Source organism: Glutamicibacter mishrai, assembly GCF_012221945.1.
GTDB classification, from domain to species: domain Bacteria; phylum Actinomycetota; class Actinomycetes; order Actinomycetales; family Micrococcaceae; genus Glutamicibacter; species Glutamicibacter mishrai.
Genome location: NZ_CP032549.1, coordinates 1,944,315 through 1,966,735 on the forward strand (window position 1 = coordinate 1,944,315; position 22,421 = coordinate 1,966,735).

The window sequence follows — 22,421 nt, forward strand, 5'->3', positions numbered from 1 at the left end:
TATGGATGTTCTCAACGAACTCATGATGGGTTTTGCGCAGGCGATGACCTGGCAGAACCTCCTCTTCGCCTTCGTCGGCTGCCTGTTGGGCACCGTCATTGGCGTCCTGCCGGGCATCGGGCCTGTTGCCGGCATCGCCCTGCTGATCCCGCTGACGCTGAATCTTGATCCTGCCGGATCCATCATCATGTTGTGCGCGATTTTTTATGGCACGACCTACGGCGGAACCATCACCAGTGTCCTGCTCAATACCCCGGGCGAAGCTGCCTCGGCCATCACCGCCATCGACGGCTACCAGATGACCAAAGTGGGACGCGCTGGTGTCGCGCTGACCATTGCCGCGGTGGGTTCCTTCATTGGCGGAACCATTGCCACCGTTGGCCTGGTCATGGCGGCCAAGCCGCTGGGCAGCCTGGGCTTGCTGATCGGCCCTCCGGAATTCTTCGCTCTTGTGGTCGTCGGCATATCCCTGCTGGTCGCCTTGGCTGGACGCTCGATGGTCAGGGCACTGATCTCCGGGGCCTTGGGATTGCTGATTTCGATGGTCGGCATCGATCCGGTCATGGGAGCACCACGTTTTACCTTCGGCATGGAGCGCTTGCTCGATGGCGTCTCCTTTGTGGCCGTCATTGTGGGCATCTTCGGCTTGTCGGAGATCCTTTCCTACCGCCCGGGGAAAAACCAGGCGGTGGCCCAAGCGCCGGGAATGCGCGCGCTGCTTCCCACGCGCACCGACTGGAAACGCAGCACCCCGGCCTTCGCCCGCGGTACCGGCATCGGCTTCGCCATGGGGCTGATTCCAGGCATGACCGGATCGGTATCCTCACTGCTGTCCTACGGCGCCGAGAAGAAATTCTCCAAGCACCGCAATGAACTGGGGCAGGGAGCCATCGAAGGAGTTGCCGGTCCGGAGACCGCGAATAATGCGCACGCAAATGGCGCCTTGATTCCGCTGTTCACTCTGGGGATCCCCGCCTCGCCGACGATCGCCGTGCTCATGGGCGCCTTCCTGCAGCAGGGGCTGACCCCCGGCCCCACCCTGTTCGCCGAACACAGCACACTGGCGTGGACGATCATCGCGAGCCTGTTCATCGGCAATGTCCTGCTGCTGGTGCTCAACGTCCCCCTGGTCGGCCTGTGGACTTCGATCCTGAAGGTGCCATATCCGATCCTTGCCGGTTTGATCCTGATGTTCATGGTCGTCGGTGCCTACACCATCAACTTCTCGGTATTCGACGTTTTCGTCATGATCATCTTCGGTCTGGTGGGTCTTGGCCTGCGCCGGCTGGACATTCCGCTGGCGCCCATGGTCTTGACCTTGGTGCTGGGCCCGCTGATGGAACGCTCCCTGCGCGAATCGCTGGATATTTCGCACGGCAGTTTCTCCATCTTCTTCGATCGCCCCATCACCATGGTTCTTCTGCTCATCGCCTTGGTGATTGTCTGCAGCCCGCTGCTGAAGCTGCGCAAGCCAGCCGCCCTGGTGGCTGAAGATCCCGAAAGCTAAACACTCGCAATAAGCAGTACCGAACAAAAAGGAACCAACAATGAAACGCATCATCACCGCTGTCGCTGTAGGTGCACTCGCCCTGGCCGCCTCTGGCTGTTCAGCAAGCGGCGGAGCCGCCTCCAATGCCGGAGCCGACTTCCCTAAAAACGGCAAATCCGTCGAACTGCTGGTGGCATTCTCGCCCGGCGGGCCGGTGGACACCGCTGCCCGGTTGATCCAGCCAGTGCTCGAAAAAGAACTGGGAACCAACGTCGAGGTGGTCAACAAGCCAGGCGCTGGCGGTCAGATCGGCTACACCTCCCTGGCTAACGCCAAGCCCGATGGATACACTATTGGCGCCGTAGGCTCGCCCTCCATCGTGGTCATTCCCTTGGACAAGGCCCGAGGTGCAGCGTTCACCCGGGAAGACATGCAGCCACTGGCCCGCCAGGTGACCGATCCGATGGTGATCGCTGTCCAGCCGGATAGCAAGTACAAGAACGTCAAGGACCTGTTCGAGGACAGCAAGGCGAATCCAGGGGCTATTAATGCCACTACCACCGGCCAAATGGGTGGCGAGCACTTTGCCATCGCGCAGATCAACGAGGCCACCGGCGGCGAACTGAGTCCGGTCCACTTCTCCGAGGGCGCTTCGCAGGCTTCCACCGCATTCCTGGGCAAGCATGTTGATGTGCTGGTTGGAAATATTAGCGAAGTCATCGACCTGCAGAAGCAAGGAAAGGCCAAGGTGCTGGGCGTCATGCATTCAGAACGCTCCGACGCTCTGCCCCAGGTGCCAACCCTCAGCGAGGAAGGCTATGACGTAGTGGCTGCGACCGCGCGTGGCTATGCGGCCCCGGCAGGCTTGCCTGAGGATGTGGCTAAGAAGCTGGAATCAGCATTGCAGAAGGCGATTGAAGATGAGTCAGTAGTGTCGAAGATGGACAATCTGGGGCTGGCCACCAGTTACCAAAATTCGGCGGACTACGGCGAATTCTGGACGAAGCAGGAAGCCGACTACAAGGCGGTACTGCCGCTCGTGCAGGCCAAATAGCCTGCAGAGAGGTCTTTTCAGCGGTGGCTGGGCGCGCATGGTGCGCGCCCAGCCACCGCTGCCCTAGCGCAAAACTGTCGCCGTGCCCTATCATCGATGAGTCAGGAGTCACAGTCTTGTGGTTTCCGGCGCTCTCAAAAGGGGCGATACCCGTTGCCGTGAAGCAACTGGTAACGGCAGACATATATGGAATTTTCTTAAGCACCATTTCTTGAAAAGAGTCCATAATGTCTAGCGTTTCCGCAGCCATTGCCCATGCCCTTAAACCAATTGCCCCGCAGATCTTCGGGCTGATGGGAAATGGCAACGCCCACTTCCTTGATGCCGCCGTCCGTGCGGGATTCGACTACACCGCAGTGCGCCATGAGTCCGCGGCGGTTTCGGCCGCCGACGCGTATTTCCGGATCGCGAATAAGCTGGCCATCGCTACCACCACCTACGGTGCCGGCTACACCAATGCCGTGACCGCGCTGGCCGAAGCCGCAGCCGCCGGAACGCCGCTGCTCTTTGTCACCGGCGATGCGCCCAGCACGGGACTGCGCGGCTGGGACGTGGACCAGGCGGCGATCGACGGCGGTGTGCGAGCACCCCGCTACGTCGTGGATCGCCACACCCCGGGCAGCATCGCGTTGCAGGCCGCCGCTCATGCGCTGCGCGAGCAGACCCCGGTAGTCCTGGCCATTCCTTATGACCTGGCGGCCGCCGAAAGCGCAGGCGAAGAACTTCCCGATTTCGCCTCGCTGGCCTGCACGCCGGCCAAGCCGCGGTTGGAGCCCGCCGCGCTGCAGCAGATCGTAACCAAGCTGGATGCCTCGAAGCGCACCCATATTCTTTATGGGCGCGGCGCCATTGACGCCGCCGACCAGGTCAGGGAGCTGGCCCGGAAGCTGGATGCCACCACCTCGGGCACGCTGCTGGCCCGCGACCTGCTGGACTACGACTTCGACCTCGGAATCACCGGCGGATTCTCCACCGAGGCTAACGCCCGCATCATTGCCCAGGCCGACACGGTGCTGGTCTTGGGAGCTTCACTGAACCAATTCACCTTGCGCTTCGGCGAGCTGGTTAATGAGTCGGCGACGCTGATCCAGATCGATCTCGGCGCGGCAGCCACCAATGCCCGCGTGGACGTCTTCGCCACCGCCGATGCCCAGAGCGCCGCGGCAGATTTGCTCGACGCTGTACAGCGGGCGCAAGGCAACTGGTGCGCGGGACTGGACCTGGGTGATCTGCGCAGCCGCCCGGCCGGCGACGATAAGGCCGAGGACGGATTGCTGGATCCTCGCCGGGTAGCCAGCGAGCTGGAGAAGATCCTGCCAGCCAACCGGGTCCTGGTCCAGGATGGCGGGCACTTCATCGGCTGGGGGCCGATGTACTGGTCGACCAGCGGCGCGCGTTCGCTGGCCTGTGTGGGCACCGCGTACCAGTCCATCGGCCTGGGCATCGCTTCCATGGTGGGAGCTGGCGCCGCGGCGCAGGGCCGTACCGTGGTACTGGCCGCCGGCGACGGAGGATTCCTGATGGGCCTGGCCGACCTCGAATCCATCATCCGCACCGTCGACAGCGGAGTGATCGTTATCTACAACGACTCCGCCTACGGCGCAGAGGTCCATCAATACGGCTCCATCGGCCTGCACGAAGACCCGATGCTGATCCCGACCGTGGACTTCGCAGGCATCGCCCGCTCCATGGGAGCCACCGGGGTGCGGGTGGAGAATCTGGTGGATATGGCTGGACTCACACAGTGGGTGGCTGACGGTGCGCGGGGCGTATGCCTCGTCGATGCCCGCGTCACCACGCGGGTTCGCGCCCCTTATATGGAAGAGGTGCTCGCCGCCAACAAGAAAGCGGCCGCGACACTGGCATTACAATCCGATTAAGACGCTGGCAAAACGGTTGGGATACGGCGTAGGGTTGACCCGTGCGCAAGATATTAGTTGGAACAGCCAGCCTGAGCCTGGGAGCGCTTTTAGTCCTCCCAGCGACCGCTGCCTTTGCTGTACCAACTGGACCCGGTGACCGGGCCGAAGCGCCGACCCAACTGTTTTCTGATTCTTCGCTGCGTGTAGCCACCATCCAGGCCAACCTCACCGCTGATGCCTCTGGCGGCCTGGAAGCGAAGTTGATGGGCGGAACCAACCCGCAGGCCGCCCAGATCGCCGATAGCATTTCCGAAGCCGATGCCGACGTAGTGGTTTTGACCAATATGGATGCCGAACAGGGTGCCGTTGATGCGTTCAAGGACCAGTACCTGAACAACGAGGCGGATGACCGCACCGATATCGACTACCAGTACTCTTATCTGGCCGTTGGCTCCAAGGGCCTGCAAAGCGGTGCTGATTTGAACGCTGATGGCGTGATCGGCAGCGCCGAGGATGCCTGGGGCCAGGGAGCTTTTGAAGAGCAGGGCTCGGTAGTGGTGCTTTCCAAGTACCCGGTGGACGAAGAGAAGATCACCGCAGTCTCCAAGCTCAAGTGGCAGGACGTGGAGAACGACCAGTTGCACCATACCGACCTGTCGGGTGTCCTGGCTGCCTCTATTCCAGTCATGAATACCGGCCTGTGGGATATTCCCCTTGAAGTTGGCGGCCAGCAAGTCCATGTTGTTGCCACTCAGACCGAGCCTGAAGATGCGAACCAGGGGTACTCCCAGGCCCGCCACGGTGATGAACTGAAAGTCATTTCGGACTACTTGGCTGGCAAGGACTACGTGCACACGGATCAGGGCCGCCAGGCCGAGGGCGTGGGCGATGAGAAGTTCGTCGTCGCTGGTGCCTTGGATCTGCGGGATGCCACCGAGAACCGGCTTGAACCATTCCTCAAGGGCTTCGCTCGCGAAGATGCCCTGAATGACGCCGGCAGCTACCTGATTCCGGATGCCTCGTGGCAGGTTACCGGACAGGGACGCATCGAGCAGAGCGATCCTCCACTGGAAGAAGCAGTGCCGAGCACCGTTGAAGCACCCGGATCACTGATCTGGACCGACATCGAGTTCTAAGCTCTATCCATCCAGCCGCGGGCTGGAGAACAATCCGCTTGGCCCGTTCGCGAAGGGCGATCTACCCGGTCGCAGATAACAGCCAGGCGTACTCCATCAGCAGAAATTGCTGTAATCCACCCGCTGGTCTGCGGGTTTGTGTAGATTAGCTACTGCACCTAGATTTCGCACGATCCAATCATTGGCAGCAGACCCGAAGAATGCCCGGCAGTCTCAAGGCAACTCTCAGGGTCATGCAGATAAGCTGAGGGCATCATGAAAAACGATCCAATCTCGATGACTTTCATTGGCAAAGATGGCAAGCCTCGCTCCAGCGTGCAACAGGCCATCTTGAAGGGCATCGGCGTGCAGCGGCCGCTGGTACTCGCGTACATCAATCGTCTTCGCAAAAAGAACCCCCAGGCGGAAACCGCTGAACTAGCCGCCATCGTTGAACGGGACTACCTTCGCGTAGTGACCGGCTCCGGTGCTGCCGTTGGCGGCACGGCTGCAGTGCCCGCCGTTGGCACTGGCGTAGCGCTTGGCCTGTCGGTCGCAGCGACCTTGGGCTTCCTGGAAGCTTCGGCGCTCTATGCCCAAAGCCTGGCCGAGCTTCACGGCATCGCCATCGAGGACCCGGACCACTCGCGTGTTTTGGTCATGGGCATCCTGATGGGTGAAGAAGGCAGCTCCATGATTGCCGGACTTACCTCGCAGGCCGCTGGCCGTGGCGGCGGCCCGGTCAAGGGATGGGCTCAGGCCTTCGGAGCGAACAAGAGCACCAGCTTCTACTCGAGCGTGCAGCGGACCTTGCAGAAGAAGTTCCTGCATAAGATCATCGGCACCCAGGCCGCTAGTGTTGTCGGACGCCTGGTTCCCTTCGGCGTAGGCGCTGTGATCGGTGGCGCTGGCAACCGGTTCATGGCAAAGCGCGTGATCGAGAATGCGCAGGAAGCCTTCGCTGGCATCCCTACGGTGGCGCCAAGTGCCTTGCCGTTGGATGATCCACGAATTTTGGAATCCGAAATCGTCGAAGACTAGCCGCGAGGCAGAGCCGGGCAGCGAGAGAAGAGCCCGCGAAGCGCCCCGTAAAATAGTATTAACTGTTTTACGGGGCGTTTTTCTTGGTTTAAACCGCGTGAATCCGGGGATGGGAGCGCGTACATGGGATTAAGTGTCGACGCTCACCCGGAAAAGCAGCCACCCGATTTGCACGACCCCCCAAACCTGTGTATAGTTTTTCCTTGTCGCCGAGAGCAAAACGGAAGAAATAACCGGATGCAAAACGACGGCGAAACCCCAGAAAATCAACGGTTTCACACAGGTCACTGTGGGAAAATAGTTGAAGAATGGGAACCAAGAATACTGTTTCAAATCACAAACAATTGATTTGACTTTCAGAAATTCGCGGTGATAAGATTTGAATATAACGCTGGACGAAATCATTGCCTGAATTGTTGGGTAATGGAGAACCGGTAAGTGTTTGTTGTTTGAGAACTCAATAGTGTGCCAAGTTTGTTGATACCGAATTATTTTTATTTGGTGAATACATAACATTTGCTTGAGGCATTGCACCCCCGTGTAGTGTTCTTGAGTGTTTTTTATTCGCCAGGATTTTTTCATTGATTCTCCCTTATTTTCCGAGGGGTTTCGGTGGCTTTTTGTTTTTTATGGAGAGTTTGATCCTGGCTCAGGATGAACGCTGGCGGCGTGCTTAACACATGCAAGTCGAACGATGAAGCCCTGCTTGCAGGGTGGATTAGTGGCGAACGGGTGAGTAACACGTGAGTAACCTGCCCCTGACTCTGGGATAAGCCCGGGAAACTGGGTCTAATACCGGATATGACTTCCTACTGCATGGTGGGTTGTTGAAAGATTTATCGGTGGGGGATGGACTCGCGGCCTATCAGCTTGTTGGTGAGGTAATGGCTCACCAAGGCGACGACGGGTAGCCGGCCTGAGAGGGTGACCGGCCACACTGGGACTGAGACACGGCCCAGACTCCTACGGGAGGCAGCAGTGGGGAATATTGCACAATGGGCGGAAGCCTGATGCAGCGACGCCGCGTGAGGGATGACGGCCTTCGGGTTGTAAACCTCTTTCAGTAGGGAAGAAGCGAAAGTGACGGTACCTGCAGAAGAAGCGCCGGCTAACTACGTGCCAGCAGCCGCGGTAATACGTAGGGCGCAAGCGTTATCCGGATTTATTGGGCGTAAAGAGCTCGTAGGCGGTTTGTCGCGTCTGCCGTGAAAGTCCGAGGCTCAACCTCGGATCTGCGGTGGGTACGGGCAGACTAGAGTGATGTAGGGGAGACTGGAATTCCTGGTGTAGCGGTGAAATGCGCAGATATCAGGAGGAACACCGATGGCGAAGGCAGGTCTCTGGGCATTTACTGACGCTGAGGAGCGAAAGCATGGGGAGCGAACAGGATTAGATACCCTGGTAGTCCATGCCGTAAACGTTGGGCACTAGGTGTGGGGGACATTCCACGTTTTCCGCGCCGTAGCTAACGCATTAAGTGCCCCGCCTGGGGAGTACGGCCGCAAGGCTAAAACTCAAAGGAATTGACGGGGGCCCGCACAAGCGGCGGAGCATGCGGATTAATTCGATGCAACGCGAAGAACCTTACCAAGGCTTGACATGTGCCAGACCGCTCCAGAGATGGGGTTTCCCTTCGGGGCTGGTTCACAGGTGGTGCATGGTTGTCGTCAGCTCGTGTCGTGAGATGTTGGGTTAAGTCCCGCAACGAGCGCAACCCTCGTTCCATGTTGCCAGCACGTAGTGGTGGGGACTCATGGGAGACTGCCGGGGTCAACTCGGAGGAAGGTGGGGATGACGTCAAATCATCATGCCCCTTATGTCTTGGGCTTCACGCATGCTACAATGGCCGGTACAATGGGTTGCGATACTGTGAGGTGGAGCTAATCCCTAAAAGCCGGTCTCAGTTCGGATTGGGGTCTGCAACTCGACCCCATGAAGTCGGAGTCGCTAGTAATCGCAGATCAGCAACGCTGCGGTGAATACGTTCCCGGGCCTTGTACACACCGCCCGTCAAGTCACGAAAGTTGGTAACACCCGAAGCCGATGGCCTAACCACCTTGTGTGGGGGGAGTCGTCGAAGGTGGGACTGGCGATTGGGACTAAGTCGTAACAAGGTAGCCGTACCGGAAGGTGCGGCTGGATCACCTCCTTTCTAAGGAGCTAACCATTATTATGGTTGCCCATGTCTGTGCCCGAGTGTGGTACGGGTGGGTTGCTCATGGGTGGAATATCAATGAACTCAGTACTGGAAAGCATGCATGCCTGATTGATCCTTTGTGGGGTTGTGTGGTGTGTGTGGGGTACTGGCTGTGGCTGCATGGTGTTGTTGCTGGTGAGTACGCAGCATGATGATCCTTTGGGTTGTTGTGGTGTTGGAAAAGCGGTGGTGGTGTTGTGTGGTTTGTATGGTTTGGCATGCTGTTGGGTTTTGAGGCAACAAGCCTCCGTCCCTGGTGGATGATGTGATCGGTTGTTGTGGTGCTGGCCCTTGTGGGGTTGGTGTTGTGATGGTTGGTTGTTTCTCTTCTTGGGTGGCGGGGTTCTTGGTGTTTCGGTGTTTGTCCTGTGTTTGCCGTGGACGTGCCGCCTTTGTTGGTGGTGTGGTTGCGGGGGTGTGGGGTTGTTGTTTGGGAACTGTATAGTGAACGCGAGCATCTTGCAGATGAGATGAGTCTGGTGGCCCTTTTCCTTGGGTCATCTAGGTGTTTGAGTCTTGTCTGCGTGATTTTGTTAGATTGTTTTATTGCTCATATCTTGAGACTTTGATGTTGTGTTGAAGTTTTTAAGGGCGCACGGTGGATGCCTTGGCATCAAGAGCCGATGAAGGACGTGGGAATCTGCGATAAGCCTGGTGGAGTCGATAACCGGACGTTGATACCAGGATTTCCGAATGGGGGAACCCCGCACCATGTTATGTGGTGTGACCTGCAGCTGAATGTATAGGCTGTGTGGAGGGAACGCGGGGAAGTGAAACATCTCAGTACCCGCAGGAAGAGAAAACAATAGTGATTCCGTTAGTAGTGGCGAGCGAACGCGGATGGGGCTAAACCGGTTGGTGTGTGATAGCGGATAGGCGTTGCATCATCGGGGTTGTGGGGTTGACATGTACCAGTGCTATCTTGCTGGTGGGATGAGGTGCAGGCGTATAGGTGAATCGGTTGGAATGCCGGACCATAGAGGGTGATAGTCCCGTAGGTGTAATGCGTGTCTGCCGTTCTAGTGTTGATACCCGAGTAGCACGGGGCCCGTGAAACCTTGTGTGAATCTGCCAGGACCACCTGGTAAGCCTGAATACTACTTGATGACCGATAGTGAATCAGTACCGTGAGGGAATGGTGAAAAGTACCCCGGGAGGGGAGTGAAATAGTACCTGAAACCGTGCGCTTACAATCCGTTAGAGCCTGGGACTTGTTCCTGGGTGATGGCGTGCCTTTTGAAGAATGAGCCTGCGAGTTAGTGCTGTGTCGCGAGGTTAACCCGTGTGGGGTAGCCGTAGCGAAAGCGAGTCTGAATAGGGCGTTTGAGTGGCACGGTCTAGACCCGAAGCGAAGTGATCTACCCATGGCCAGGTTGAAGCGCGTGTAAGAGCGTGTGGAGGACCGAACCCACTTCAGTTGAAAATGGAGGGGATGAGCTGTGGGTAGGGGTGAAAGGCCAATCAAACTTCGTGATAGCTGGTTCTCCCCGAAATGCATTTAGGTGCAGCGTTACGTGTTTCTTGCTGGAGGTAGAGCTACTGGATAGGCGATGGGCCCTACAAGGTTACTGACCTTAGCCAAACTCCGAATGCCGGTAAGTGAGAGCGTAGCAGTGAGACTGTGGGGGATAAGCTTCATAGTCGAGAGGGAAACAGCCCAGAACGCCAACTAAGGCCCCTAAGCGTGTGCTAAGTGGGAAAGGATGTGGAGTTGCTGTGACAACCAGGAGGTTGGCTTAGAAGCAGCCACCCTTGAAAGAGTGCGTAATAGCTCACTGGTCAAGTGATTCCGCGCCGATAATGTAGCGGGGCTCAAGCACACCGCCGAAGTTGCGTCATTCAAATATTTGCCTGGCTTTTGTTGGGCGTTTGGATGGGTAGGGGAGCGTCGTATAGCGGGTGAAGTCGCGGTGGAAACCAGCGGTGGACGCTATACGAGTGAGAATGCAGGCATGAGTAGCGAATGACGGGTGAGAAACCCGTCCGCCGAATGATCAAGGGTTCCAGGGTTAAGCTAATCTGCCCTGGGTTAGTCGGGGCCTAAGGCGAGGCCGACAGGCGTAGTCGATGGATAACGGGTTGATATTCCCGTACCGGCGAAGGACCGCCCATACTGAGCTGTGGATGCTAACCATGACGGATTCCAGTGTTGATGCCTTCGGGTGTCTTGTTGGTTGATGTGGTGGGAACCGATGCAGTGAGGTCAGCGTATTAACAGGTGTGACGCAGGAAGGTAGCCGAGCCAGGCAATGGAATTGACCTGGTCCAAGGGTGTAGGAAGAGTGGTTGGCAAATCCGCCGCTCAATTGTTTCTGAGACCTGATAGGCGCCCCATTTTTTGGGGTGATTCGGTGATCCTATGCTGCCTAGAAAAGCATCGGCGCGAGGTCCCAGTCCGCCCGTACCCCAAACCGACACAGGTGATCAGGTAGAGAATACTAAGGCGATCGAGAGAATCATGGTTAAGGAACTCGGCAAAATGCCCCCGTAACTTCGGAAGAAGGGGGGCCTGCCTCGTGATCAGCTCTTGCAGTTGTGAGCGGGTGTGGGCCGCAGAGACCAGGGGGAAGCGACTGTTTACTAAAAACACAGGTCCGTGCGAAGTCGCAAGACGATGTATACGGACTGACTCCTGCCCGGTGCTGGAAGGTTAAGAGGACTGGTTAGTCACTTTTGTGGCGAAGCTGAGAATTTAAGCCCCAGTAAACGGCGGTGGTAACTATAACCATCCTAAGGTAGCGAAATTCCTTGTCGGGTAAGTTCCGACCTGCACGAATGGAGTAACGACTTCCCCGCTGTCTCAACCATGAACTCGGCGAAATTGCAGTACGAGTAAAGATGCTCGTTACGCGCAGCAGGACGGAAAGACCCCGAGACCTTTACTATAGTTTGGTATTGGTGTTCGGTGCAGCTTGTGTAGGATAGGTGGGAGACTTTGAAGCTTGGACGCTAGTTCAGGTGGAGTCATCGTTGAAATACCACTCTGGCTGTACCGGTCACCTAACTTCGGACCATGATCTGGTTCAGGGACAGTGCCTGATGGGTAGTTTAACTGGGGCGGTTGCCTCCTAAAATGTAACGGAGGCGCCCAAAGGTTCCCTCAGCCTGGTTGGCAATCAGGTGTTGAGTGTAAGTGCACAAGGGAGCTTGACTGTGAGAGTGACAGCTCGAGCAGGGACGAAAGTCGGGACTAGTGATCCGGCGGCACCTCGTGGAAGGGCCGTCGCTCAACGGATAAAAGGTACCTCGGGGATAACAGGCTGATCTTGCCCAAGAGTCCATATCGACGGCATGGTTTGGCACCTCGATGTCGGCTCGTCGCATCCTGGGGCTGGAGTAGGTCCCAAGGGTTGGGCTGTTCGCCCATTAAAGCGGTACGCGAGCTGGGTTTAGAACGTCGTGAGACAGTTCGGTCCCTATCCGCTGCGCGCGTTGGAAATTTGAGAAGGGCTGTCCTTAGTACGAGAGGACCGGGACGGACTAACCTCTGGTGTGTCAGTTGTACTGCCAAGTGCATCGCTGATTAGCTACGTTGGGAAGGGATAACCGCTGAAAGCATCTAAGCGGGAAGCCTGCTTCGAGATGAGATTTCCATGCACCTTGAGTGTGTGAGGCCCCCAGCTAGACCACTGGGTTGATAGGCAGGATGTGGAAGCAAGGACTGAAGACTTGTGTAGCTGACCTGTACTAATAGGCCGATGACTTTCAACACACAATATAACAATATTTGAACTAATGATTTCAATGCTGTTCGCGTTCACTATGCGGTTACGAGACAACAACCCGTAATCACCTGAAAACAAATATAAGACGTTTTAACACCGGAAAACATGACCAAGTTGTTTGGTTTGTGTGCTTCGTGATTGTTACGGCGGTCATAGCGTGGGGGAAACGCCCGGTCCCATACCGAACCCGGAAGCTAAGGCCCATTGCGCCGATGGTACTGCACTCGTGAGGGTGTGGGAGAGTAGGTCACCGCCGGACTTAACCTAATATGGTTTGAGGCCCTGACACAGTGTGTTGGGGCCTCACCTGTTTAACCAGTGCTGCTGGCTTGGTGGTGTTGGCGGGGTGGGCTATCAGCTCGCCCCTTTTCCTGCTTAAGAGGGTTATCTCTTGACGCATTCTTGGAAGCAGACCTAGAGTCAACGCACGCATTCGTCGTTGGCCGAGGAGAATCCGCAGATGGGACAGTTAACCTACGCAATCAATGTCACCCTGGATGGCTGCATTGACCATAGAGTGGGCATCGTCGACGACGAGACCCATGACTATTTCACCAACTTAATGGACCAGCGCGGCGCAATGCTGTGGGGCCGGACTACGTACGAAATGATGGAAGAGTACTGGCCTCAGGTGGCCAGCGGAGAAGCAGAGGCTCCCGCGGCGCTTCGGGAATGGGCGATCAAGCTGCAGGCCAAGCCGAAGTACGTGGTCACTTCAACGCGCACCGATTTTCCCTGGAACAATAGCCATCACCTTGACGGCGAATTAGTCGCGTCGGTACGAGAGCTCGTTGATCAGACCCCGAACGGTGTGCTGCTCGGCAGCACCAAATTGGCATCGGCCTTGGATCAACTGGGACTGATCGATGAGTATCGCTTCTTGATCCATCCGATCATCGCTGGACATGGGCCGAGGTTGTACGATGCCGGATTGCCAGAATCGCGTTACCTGGAACTGGTCGAGACGAGGAACCTGAGCAACGGCGTGATCGCTGCCAGTTACCTGCGGGCATAGTAAAGCCGGTCGGTCCGTACGCAGAGGTACGAACCGGCCGGCTTTCGGATTGGGCGATATCAGCTGGTAGTGGTCTTCTGCCCCAGGAGCTCTGCCAAGGTGGCCAGCGAGCCGTGCTCATGCAGGGACCGGAGCGTCTTGAGGTACGGGGCGGTGAACCGCTCGTCATCAACTACGTCGCCAAAGAGATCACGCTGGCGCAGGAAGGCCAACGGATCCTCGCTGTGCTTGGAAGCGGCGGCATGCACTTCTTCTTCCAAGCGGTCGACAATGGTGATCGGTTCGCCGGCTTCATCGATGCCTTCGGCGTAGCGCGCCCAGCTGGCTACGATGGCAGCCGAGAGGGTCACATCCCGGCCAGCGGCGAGGTTCTCGCGCACCACGGGCATCAGCCACTTGGGGATGCGGTCCGAGGAATCCGCGCACAGCCGGGCGACGGTATCGGCGACGTACTCATTGCTGTAGCGCTCGATGAGCTTGTGCTGGTAGGCATCCAGATCCACCCCGGGCAGCTCGCGCAGGGTCGGTTCGGCCTCGTTTTTCATGTATCGCAGCAGGAAATCGGCGAAAAGCTCATTGCGGGCCACATCGTGCACGGCGCGGTAGCCGGCGAGGTGGCCGAAGTAGCACAGGCCCTGGTGGGTGGCATTGAGCAGGCGCAGCTTCATCAGTTCATAGGGAACCACATCGTCGACCAGCTGCACGCCGGCTTCCTCATAGGCCGGGCGGCCGGCTACGAACTTGTCTTCCAGCACCCACTGCTCGAAGTCCTCGCAGACTACCGGCCAGCCGTCCTCGATGCCGTAGCGCTGCGTGACATCGGCGCGATCGGCATCCGTGGTCACCGGCGTAATGCGGTCCACCATGGAGTTAGGGAAGGACACGTTCTGTTGCACCCAGTCGCCGAATTCCGGATCCAACGCCGCGGCGAAGGCACCGAACATCTTGTGCGCCACTTCGCCGTTGCCCTGGATGTTATCGCAGCTCATCACCGTGAACGGCGCGATGCCGCGTTCGCGGCGCAGCTTCAGGCCGGCGCTGATCAAGCCGAAGGTGGTGCGTGGCGCCTGCGGGTTGGCAAGGTCCGCGGCGATGGCTGCATTGGCCAGATCAAATTCTCCGGTGACCGGGTGGACGTTGTAGCCGCCTTCGGTGACCGTCAGCGAGACGATGCGGATGGCCGGGTCAGCCAGCTGCTCAATGGCTGCGTCCAGATCATCGGGGGCGTAGAGGAAGCCGAGGATCGAGCCGATCACCTCAACCTGGCGCGATCCGTCGGGATTCTTGACCACGAGGGTGTACAGCCCGTCGCTGGCCGTGAGCACATCGCGCATGCGCTGATCGGACTCCATCACGCCCATGCCGATAATGCCCCAGTCCAGCGCCTTGCCCTGGTTCATCAGCCGGTTCAGGTACATGGCCTGGTGGGCGCGGTGGAAGCCGCCGACCCCGAAGTGCACGATGCCGGGCGTGGCTGCGCTGCGGTCGTACTGCGGGGTGGAGACCTGCGGGTCCAGCTGGCTGAGGGTGGTGTTGTCCAGTTTCATGGTGGGTAGCTCCTTGGTCGGGATCGGACGAATTCAGTGGGCGGCGATCGCGGTTGTTGGCGCGAGGCCGTGGAAGCCGGGTTGGGTTCCGCGCAGCGCGTGGGACATGACCGCTGCGATCAGGTAGAGGGCCGCGAAGAGGAAGACCATGCCGGCGGCTCCCAGCACGTTGTAGAGCAGTGCCACCAGCAGCGGGCCGGCGAAGACGGCGGCGCCGATGCCGAGGTTGTAGGAAGCCATGGCCGCTCCGGGATGTTCGGGGGCCAGGGATACGGCGATGGCGGAGAGCGGGACGAAGCCGGCCAGCCCTATGCCGAAGACCGCGCCGATCACCAGGGTCAGCGGGTAGGCGAAGGCATAGCCGTGGTCCACGGCCCAGGCCGGAATCAGGTAGAGCGCCGCCATGGAGATCGCGCAGAGCACCGCGCCGAACCAAACCACGACCTTGGACCAGCCCAGCTTGTCGCCCAGGGCGCCGAAGAAGAGGTTGAAGGGGATGTTCACCGCGTAGATCACGGTGGTCAGGATCAGGAACTGGCCTACGCTCCAGCCGAAGCGGTCCACGAACAGGGCCGGGAAGAAGATGGCCATGCCGTAGGTGGGGACCGAGTTGATGGTTCGGGTGAGCATGACCATCAGGGCCTTGCGGTTGCTCACCAGCAGGCGCAGGCCGAAGCTCATGGTGCTGAAAACCTGTTCGGGATTGGCCACCAAAGGCGCGCGTCCGGTCTTTTCCTTCACGCCGATCAGCGCGATGGCCGCTCCGATGACCACCAGGGCCAGGGAGACCCAGAGGGTCTGGTAGTAGCTCAGGGAGAAGAGTTCCAGGCTGGCGCTGGCGGTCAGCGCGCCGAGGGTGGGCAATCCGGAGCTGAAGGCGACGTAGAACCAGCCGATGGCTACGGCCAGGCGCTTGGCGTTGGCGGTGGCGGAGATCCAGACCAGGAAGCCGTAGGCGAAGAACGGGTAGCCGAAGCCGCGCAGCCCGTAGGCGATGAAGATCAGCGGCGTGCTCGAGGTGTTCAGCGCGATGCCCAGGAAGAGCAGTTCGAAGATCACCCAGATGCCGGCGCCGATGAACATCACCTTGCGCGGGCCCCAGAGGTCGGAAAGCGAAGCGGAGAGGAAGGCGGCGATGGCTACGGCCACGCCGTAGATGGTGACCAGGGTTCCGGCCAGCGGGATGGAGAAGCCATGTTCGCCGGTGAGGTACGGGGCGAGGATGTTCGTTTCCACGCCGTCGCCGATCATGAAGATCATCAGTCCCACAAAACCCCAGAGCAATGGGCGCGGCAGCCCTAGCCTGTCGAGGATCGAGGGGCGTGGTGGCAATGGGTTCGAGGTCATGGCGCTCCTTTGCGTTCGGCCGTGCCGGGTGATCGATTGAACCAATCTAACACCAAAGAAACAAACTCAACAGATTTTTTGTTAAAAACTTGAAAGAAATGATGTTTTGCTAGTTCGAGCCCAGCATCTATCATCGAAGTTGTGGCATATAACGAATCTGATGTTAAAAACGAAACGCCCGGCGCTGCCCAGGGGCTGCCTCCGGAGGCCCGCCGCGAGCAGATCACCGGGCACGTGAACAAGTCGCGCAGCGCCCGCGTGGAAGAACTGGCCGAGATCTTCGCCGTCAGCGCCATGACCATCCACCGCGACCTCGACGTGCTGGCCAAGGAAGGCCGGCTCCAGCGCATCCGCGGCGGAGCGCGCGCCATCACCGCACGGCTGGCCGAGCGCGATGTGCGCCTGCGCCGGCACCTGAACGCCGAGATCAAGCAGCAGCTCGCCGCCACCGCGGCACAGCTGATCGAACGCAACTCGGTGATCGCCCTGGATGACTCCACCACCGTAGGCGCGCTCAGCGACTACCTCGAAGAGCGCGAGCCATCCACCGTGATCACCCACTCCCTGGCGCTGATGGGGGCAGTCTCTTCCATGGCCCACATCGACATGGTGGGTCTGGGCGGGCAATACTATGCCGAAACCGACTCCTTCCTCGGATCGATCGTGGTGGAACAAGCCGAACGGCTGATGGCCGACGCGGTCTTCGTCTCCACCACGGCCATCAAGAACCAGTCCCTGCTGCACCCGGATGCCGAAGCGGCCCGCACCAAACGCAGCCTGCTGAAAATGGGGCGCCGCAAGATCCTGGTGATGGACTCGAGCAAATATGAATCCGCCGGGATCTATCACGTCATGGACCTGGCCGAAATCGACGATGTCGTGATCGATGACCAGCTCGATGAAGTCCTGATGGCACAGCTGCAGGCCCTGGGCCCGCGCATCCACATCGTCAACACCTCTGCAAAGGCGCAGCCATGAAACCAACCTATGTCCTGGGCATCGACTCCTCCACCCAATCCTGCAAGGCGCTGCTGGTCGAAGCTGACAGCGGCAAAGTTGTCGCCGAACAGCGCAGCGCGCACCCGCAGGGAACCCAAATCGACCCGCGGCACTGGATCGCCGCCCTGGAAGAAGCCACCGCGGGGCTTGTGGAGCAGGCCTCGGCACTGTCCATCGCCGGGCAGCAGCACGGCATGGTGGCCCTGGACGAGCAGGGCGTCCCGGTGCGCGATGCGATGCTCTGGAACGATACTTCCTCCGCCCCGCAAGCCCGCGAACTGGCCGAAGAGCTCGGCGGAGCGCAGGCCAGCGCCGAGAAGATCGGCAGCGTGCCGGTGGCCTCGTTGACCGTAACCAAGCTGCGCTGGCTGCGCGATCACGAACCGGAGAAAGCCGCGAAGACCAGCCAGGTCCTCTTGCCCCATGACTATCTGACCTGGCATCTGGGCGGACGCAAGGAAGCGGTGAGCGACCACGGGGATGCCTCGGGCACCGGATACTACGACCCGGCCGCACGCCGCTTCCTGCCCGAACTGGCCGCCAGCGCGCTGGGCCACCCGGTCAAGCTGCCGCGGCTGGCCCAAGCCAACGAGGTGGTGGGCCACACCGCCGGCGGTGTGAAGATCGCGGCGGGCACCGGCGATAACATGGCCGCGGCCCTGGGCCTTGACCTGCAGCCAGGGGATGTCTGCATCTCCATCGGCACCTCCGGGGTCGCCTCCGCGGTGGTCGATCACAGCGTGCACGACGGCACCGGGATGGTCACCGGATTTGTGGCCGCCAATGGAAAATTCCTGCCGCTGGCCTGCACCCTGAACGGCGCGCCGGTCCTGGACTTCGGCGCGCGGATGCTCGGGGTCGGCCAAGAGGAATTCTCGCAGCTGGCCCTGGCCGCTGAACCCGGATCCGGCGGCGTTGTTGTGCTGCCCTACTTCGGCGGGGAACGCACTCCCAACCGGCCCGAAGCCACCGGCCTGCTGCAGGGCCTGCGCACCACGACTACCCGCGAGCAGATCGCCCGCGCCTACGTGGAAGGGCTGCTGTGCTCCATGAAGGACGCGGTGGCCGCTCTGGAAGCCAGCACCAAGGTGGCCACGCGGCGGATCCTGCTGATCGGCGGCGGTGCGCAATCCGAGGCGGTCCGCATGATCGCCCCGCAGGTGTTCGGCGTGGCCGTGGACGTTCCGCAGACCGCTCAATACGTGGCGCTGGGCGCGGCCCGGCAGGCGGCCTGGGCGCTGGGCGGCCAGGGACAGCCGCCGGTCTGGAACCTCGCCGAATCCACCCGCTACGAAGCGCAGCCGCGACCGGAAATCTACGCCGGCTACGCGAAGCTGCGCGATCGCACCGATGGGTGGAAATAAGTGCTCGATCGCGTAGCGTAGGAACCATGGATACGCTCTTCTTCGCCCACCGCGGCAGTTCCCATAAATATTCGGAGAATACCCGGGCCGCCTACCTGCAGGCCATCGACGAGGGGGCCGACGGGATCGAATGCGATGTCCACTTGAGCATGGACGGCCAAGTGGTGTGCCACCACGACCCCACGGTGGATCGCACCTCCGATGCCTCGGGCCTGGTCTCGGCCTTCACCCTCGAACAGCTCAAGGCCATGGACTTCACCGGGGTGGTGCCCGCCGAGGTCCCGGCCGAATACGGCACCGAGAACGAGCAGCTGCTCAGCCTCGATGAGCTGCTGGCGCTGATCGAGGACCGCGGCAAGCCGGTGGGCCTGGCCGTGGAGATCAAGCACCCCAGCCCCTATGGCTACCTGCTCGAGGACCGGGTGCTGCAGGTGCTTGCCGGCCATGGCTTCGACCCGCAGACCGGCCGCGCCGGAAGCCAGGGGCAGATCGCGGTGACCTTGATGAGCTTCGAACCCGATGCGCTGCGCTATCTGGGCCGCACGGTGAATACCGATCTGCTGTGCCAGCTGATGACCGAGGTGAATCCCGAATACATCCAGGAGCTCTTGGACTCCGGGCAGGTCGGGCGGGCTGGCGTGTACTCGGTGCTCTACCGCTCGGTGGCCGAGGGCATCGAGCTGATCAACGCCGGGGGCGCTGGCATCATCGGCTCCGGGGTGGCCTGGACCCGCGCCAATGAGCAGATGGTGCGCCGCTGGCTCGCTGAAGGACGCCAAGCGCGGATCTGGACCGTGGATCGGCCCGCCGACGCGCAGTATCTGATCGACCTCGGGGTCGGGGAACTGACCAGCAACCGTCCGGTGGAACTTCGCAGGGAATTGGAGCAGCACTAGGGCCATGGGCATCAAGAATTCCGAACAGGCCAATCTGTACCTGGAAGACACATACGTTTTCAGCACCGAAGCCACCGTGATTGCCGCCGGCAGCGACGACGAGGGTCCGTGGCTTGCGCTCAGCCCCAATATCTTCCACCCGCGCGGCGGGGGACAGCCCGAGGACTCGGGCACCGTAGATGGGCAAGGAGTCGCAGTGCAGCGCGCCGATGACGGGCTGGTGATCCTGCGCGGGGCCGGAAGCCAGCCGGTGGGCGCCGTGGTGCACACGCAGATCGATCGCGAACTGCGCTTGAAGCATGCGGCCTTGCACACCGCCGGGCATGTGCTGGGTTTTGCCGGCGAGGATCGCGGTTGGCAGCACAAGGGCCACTCGCACTTCCCGGGGCAGTCGCGCCTGGACTTCGACCCGGACAGCGTAGACCTGCCGCTGGCCGAGCCAGCCCAGCGTGATGCAGCCAAGGTCTGGCTGCAGCAGCGCGTCGACGAGCTGCTGGCCCAGGGCGGGGAGGTAACCGCAGTGATGGATGAGGCTGGACGGCGGACCGTCACCATTGCCGGAATCAATGCTGAGCCCTGCGGCGGCACCCACGTGAGCCACGTGGACCAGCTGCGCGATGTCGCCATTGGCGAGGCCAAGGTCAAGCGCGGGGTATACAAGGTGCGCTACGAGGCCAGCCATAGTGACTAGGGGTTTGACCCCGGCGACCAAGATGGGGCTGTCCATCTCGATTGCCACCGGGTTGTACGGAATTTCCTTTGGCGCGCTGTCCATTGCCGCCGGGCTGAACCTCTGGCAGACCGTGGCCTTGAGCGCCTTGATGTTCACCGGCGGATCGCAGTTCGCCTTCATCGGCGTGATCTCCGGCGGAGGGGCAGGCTCGGCTGCTTTTTCGGCTGCCTCGCTGTTGGGCGTGCGCAACGCCGTGTACGGCATGCAGATCAAGCAGACCTTGCGCCCGCACGGCCGGCACGTTCCGTGGATGGCCCAGGTGACCATCGACGAATCCACCGCCGTGAGCCTCGGCCAGGCAGGGATCGGGGAAAAGCGCCGCGGATTCTTCACCGCAGGCATCGGGGTGTACGTGCTGTGGAACCTGTTCACCATCATCGGCGCACTGCTGGGCGAACGCATGGGGGATCCGGCGGCCTGGGGGCTTGACGGGGCGGCGGTGGCGGCCTTTATCGGCCTGTTGTGGCCTCGGCTCACATCGATGCAACCGGCGCTGATTGCCGTGGCCGCGGCGATCCTGACCGCGCTGGCGGTGCCCGTCAGCGCACCGGGCCTGCCCATTTTGATCACTGCTGTTGCCGCCGCGCTCTACGCGGTGTTCAGCGTGCGCACAAAGCCCGCGGCAACAGAACATGGCGGGCTGCGCAGCGTGGATGAGGAGCAAGCATGAGTGAACTGAGCTGGTGGATCCTGGCCTCGTGCCTCACCGCCTATGCCATCAAGCTCTGCGGCTACTTCGTGCCGCGCAAGGTGCTCGACTCGCCGCTGATGACCCATGTGGCCTCGACCTTGACCGTCGCATTGCTGGCCTCCCTGGTCACGGTCAACGCCTTCACCTCGGGCCAGGAGCTGGTGATCGATGCGCGCATCGGCGCCCTGGCGGCGGCCATTATCGCGCTGATCTTCAAGGCGCCCTATCTTGTGGTGGTGCTCGTCGGGGCGCTGGCCGCAGTACTTTTGCGAGCCACCGGGCTGGCCGCCTGAAGCAGATGACAAGCCGGGGCAGTGGTGGGAAAGTAGAAGCATGATTGTAGCTTTTTCTGTAGCCCCTTCCGGTACCGGCAGCAACCCCGATGGCTCGGTGCATGATGCCGTCGCCGAAGCCGTGAAAGTGGTGCGCGAGTCCGGCCTGCCCAACCGCACCAGCTCGATGTTCACCGAAATCGAAGGCGAATGGGACGAGGTCTTCGACGTCGTCAAGCGCGCCACCGAAGCCGTGGCGCCTTTCGGCTCCCGCATCTCGCTGGTGATCAAGGCCGACATCCGACCGGGGCGAGAAGGCGAGCTGGACGGGAAGATCCAGCGGCTCGAAAAGGCTATCAAGGACAGCGAGGAGAGTGCATCGAAATGACCCGCCATTCAACTGACCGTGAAGCCGGTTTAGTTGAGCAGTATCTCGAGGAATCCCTCGGGCTTGGAATCGAGTCCCTGGAGAAGGGGCGCGAGCACGCGCGGGCTGCCGGTCTGCCGCCCATCGAAGTCAGTGCGGGACAGGGCAAGCTCCTGCAGCTGCTGGCCGAAATGATCGGCGCCCGCCGGGTTTTGGAGATCGGCACCCTGGGCGGCTATTCGACCAGCTGGCTGGCCCTCGGAGCCGGCGCGGCAGGAACGGTCATCACCTGCGAATTCGAGCCGTTGCACGCCTCGGTAGCGCGGGAGAACCTGGAACGCTCCGGGCTCGCGGACCGGGTGCAGATCAAGCTGGGCGCCGCCGAAGGCACCTTGGATTCGCTGATAGCCAAGCGGACCGAGGCTTTCGACCTGGTCTTCATCGATGCCGACAAGCGCAATAACGTCCGCTATCTTGAACGCGCGCTGAAGCTGTCGCATCCGGGCACCGTGCTGGTGCTCGATAACGTGGTGCGCGGCGGTGCGATCCTGGATGATCCAGCCAAGCTGGGCAACCAGGAAGCCGATGTGCGCGGGGTCCAGGAATCGCTGGCGTGGCTGCGGGAGAACCCGAGGGTGTCGGCTACCGCGCTGCAGACCCTGGGTGCCAAGGGCTGGGACGGATTCGCGATCGCGCGGGTGCTGTAG

Annotated in this window: 16 protein-coding genes and 3 rRNA genes; 17 read left to right on the top strand and 2 right to left on the bottom strand. The window is 60.5% G+C overall.

Annotated features, from left to right (window positions below):
* Position 1: 1 nt before the first annotated feature.
* The 9 genes from D3791_RS09175 (at position 2) to D3791_RS09215 (ending at position 13,498) form a co-directional block, all read left to right on the top strand.
* Positions 2 to 1,507 (top strand): tripartite tricarboxylate transporter permease, encoded by a 1,506-nt coding sequence (locus D3791_RS09175; RefSeq protein ID WP_172511977.1) that lies wholly within the window; start codon positions 2 to 4, stop codon positions 1,505 to 1,507.
* Positions 1,508 to 1,547: 40 nt separating this feature from the next.
* Positions 1,548 to 2,543: a tripartite tricarboxylate transporter substrate binding protein gene (locus tag D3791_RS09180; protein ID WP_172511978.1), complete on the top strand. Its 996-nt coding sequence runs from the start codon at positions 1,548 to 1,550 to the stop codon at positions 2,541 to 2,543.
* A gap of 227 nt (positions 2,544 to 2,770) precedes the next feature.
* Positions 2,771 to 4,423 carry a thiamine pyrophosphate-binding protein gene (locus D3791_RS09185; protein WP_172511979.1) on the top strand — a complete coding sequence of 551 codons (1,653 nt, stop codon included), beginning with the start codon at positions 2,771 to 2,773 and terminating at the stop codon, positions 4,421 to 4,423.
* 41 nt (positions 4,424 to 4,464) lie between these two features.
* Entirely contained in the window at positions 4,465 to 5,541 is a 1,077-nt protein-coding gene (locus D3791_RS09190) for an endonuclease/exonuclease/phosphatase family protein (RefSeq protein WP_172511980.1), read from the top strand.
* Positions 5,542 to 5,796: 255 nt separating this feature from the next.
* Positions 5,797 to 6,561 carry a hypothetical protein gene (locus D3791_RS09195; protein ID WP_172511981.1) on the top strand — a complete coding sequence of 255 codons (765 nt, stop codon included), beginning with the start codon at positions 5,797 to 5,799 and terminating at the stop codon, positions 6,559 to 6,561.
* Between the two features lie 626 nt (positions 6,562 to 7,187).
* A 16S ribosomal RNA gene (locus tag D3791_RS09200) occupies positions 7,188 to 8,713 on the top strand.
* A 620-nt stretch (positions 8,714 to 9,333) separates the two neighbouring features.
* Positions 9,334 to 12,470 (top strand): 23S ribosomal RNA (locus D3791_RS09205).
* 155 nt (positions 12,471 to 12,625) lie between these two features.
* Positions 12,626 to 12,742: ribosomal RNA gene (rrf, locus tag D3791_RS09210) — 5S ribosomal RNA — on the top strand.
* Together the 16S, 23S and 5S rRNA genes form the textbook arrangement of a ribosomal RNA operon.
* Positions 12,743 to 12,943: 201 nt before the next feature.
* Positions 12,944 to 13,498: a dihydrofolate reductase family protein gene (locus tag D3791_RS09215; protein ID WP_172511982.1), complete on the top strand. Its 555-nt coding sequence runs from the start codon at positions 12,944 to 12,946 to the stop codon at positions 13,496 to 13,498.
* A gap of 59 nt (positions 13,499 to 13,557) precedes the next feature.
* Here D3791_RS09215 and D3791_RS09220 read toward each other — a convergent pair whose 3' ends face one another.
* The gene (locus tag D3791_RS09220) at positions 13,558 to 15,045 is read right to left on the bottom strand and encodes a mannitol dehydrogenase family protein (RefSeq protein ID WP_172511983.1); all 1,488 of its coding nucleotides are present in this window, start codon (positions 15,043 to 15,045) and stop codon (positions 13,558 to 13,560) included.
* 33 nt (positions 15,046 to 15,078) lie between these two features.
* A complete protein-coding gene (locus D3791_RS09225; RefSeq protein WP_172511984.1) occupies positions 15,079 to 16,392 on the bottom strand; it encodes an MFS transporter in 1,314 nt (437 codons plus the stop codon).
* A 141-nt stretch (positions 16,393 to 16,533) separates the two neighbouring features.
* Between D3791_RS09225 and D3791_RS09230 the strand changes: the two genes are divergently transcribed.
* Genes D3791_RS09230 through D3791_RS09265 form a run of 8 tightly spaced genes read left to right on the top strand, consistent with a single transcriptional unit; the run spans position 16,534 to position 22,421 of the window.
* Complete coding sequence (locus D3791_RS09230; protein WP_022877190.1) at positions 16,534 to 17,370, top strand: DeoR/GlpR family DNA-binding transcription regulator; 837 nt, start codon at positions 16,534 to 16,536, stop codon at positions 17,368 to 17,370.
* On the top strand, positions 17,367 to 18,755 hold the full coding sequence (xylB, locus tag D3791_RS09235; protein WP_172511985.1) for a xylulokinase: 1,389 nt from the start codon (positions 17,367 to 17,369) through the stop codon (positions 18,753 to 18,755). The genes D3791_RS09230 and xylB overlap by 4 nt, the downstream gene beginning before the upstream one ends.
* 26 nt (positions 18,756 to 18,781) lie before the next feature.
* Positions 18,782 to 19,651, top strand: a complete 870-nt coding sequence (locus tag D3791_RS09240; protein WP_172511986.1) for a glycerophosphodiester phosphodiesterase — start codon at positions 18,782 to 18,784, stop codon at positions 19,649 to 19,651.
* A 4-nt stretch (positions 19,652 to 19,655) separates the two neighbouring features.
* A complete protein-coding gene (locus tag D3791_RS09245) occupies positions 19,656 to 20,342 on the top strand; it encodes an alanyl-tRNA editing protein (RefSeq protein ID WP_172511987.1) in 687 nt (228 codons plus the stop codon).
* Positions 20,343 to 20,364: 22 nt separating this feature from the next.
* Positions 20,365 to 21,054, top strand: coding sequence for an AzlC family ABC transporter permease (locus tag D3791_RS09250; protein WP_061956396.1), 690 nt, complete (start codon positions 20,365 to 20,367; stop codon positions 21,052 to 21,054).
* Positions 21,051 to 21,368, top strand: a complete 318-nt coding sequence (locus D3791_RS09255) for an AzlD domain-containing protein (RefSeq protein ID WP_022877185.1) — start codon at positions 21,051 to 21,053, stop codon at positions 21,366 to 21,368. Before D3791_RS09250 ends, D3791_RS09255 begins: the two co-directional genes overlap by 4 nt.
* Positions 21,369 to 21,408: 40 nt before the next feature.
* Entirely contained in the window at positions 21,409 to 21,735 is a 327-nt protein-coding gene (locus D3791_RS09260) for a thiamine-binding protein (RefSeq protein WP_022877184.1), read from the top strand.
* On the top strand, positions 21,732 to 22,421 hold the full coding sequence (locus tag D3791_RS09265; RefSeq protein ID WP_172511988.1) for an O-methyltransferase: 690 nt from the start codon (positions 21,732 to 21,734) through the stop codon (positions 22,419 to 22,421). The genes D3791_RS09260 and D3791_RS09265 overlap by 4 nt, the downstream gene beginning before the upstream one ends.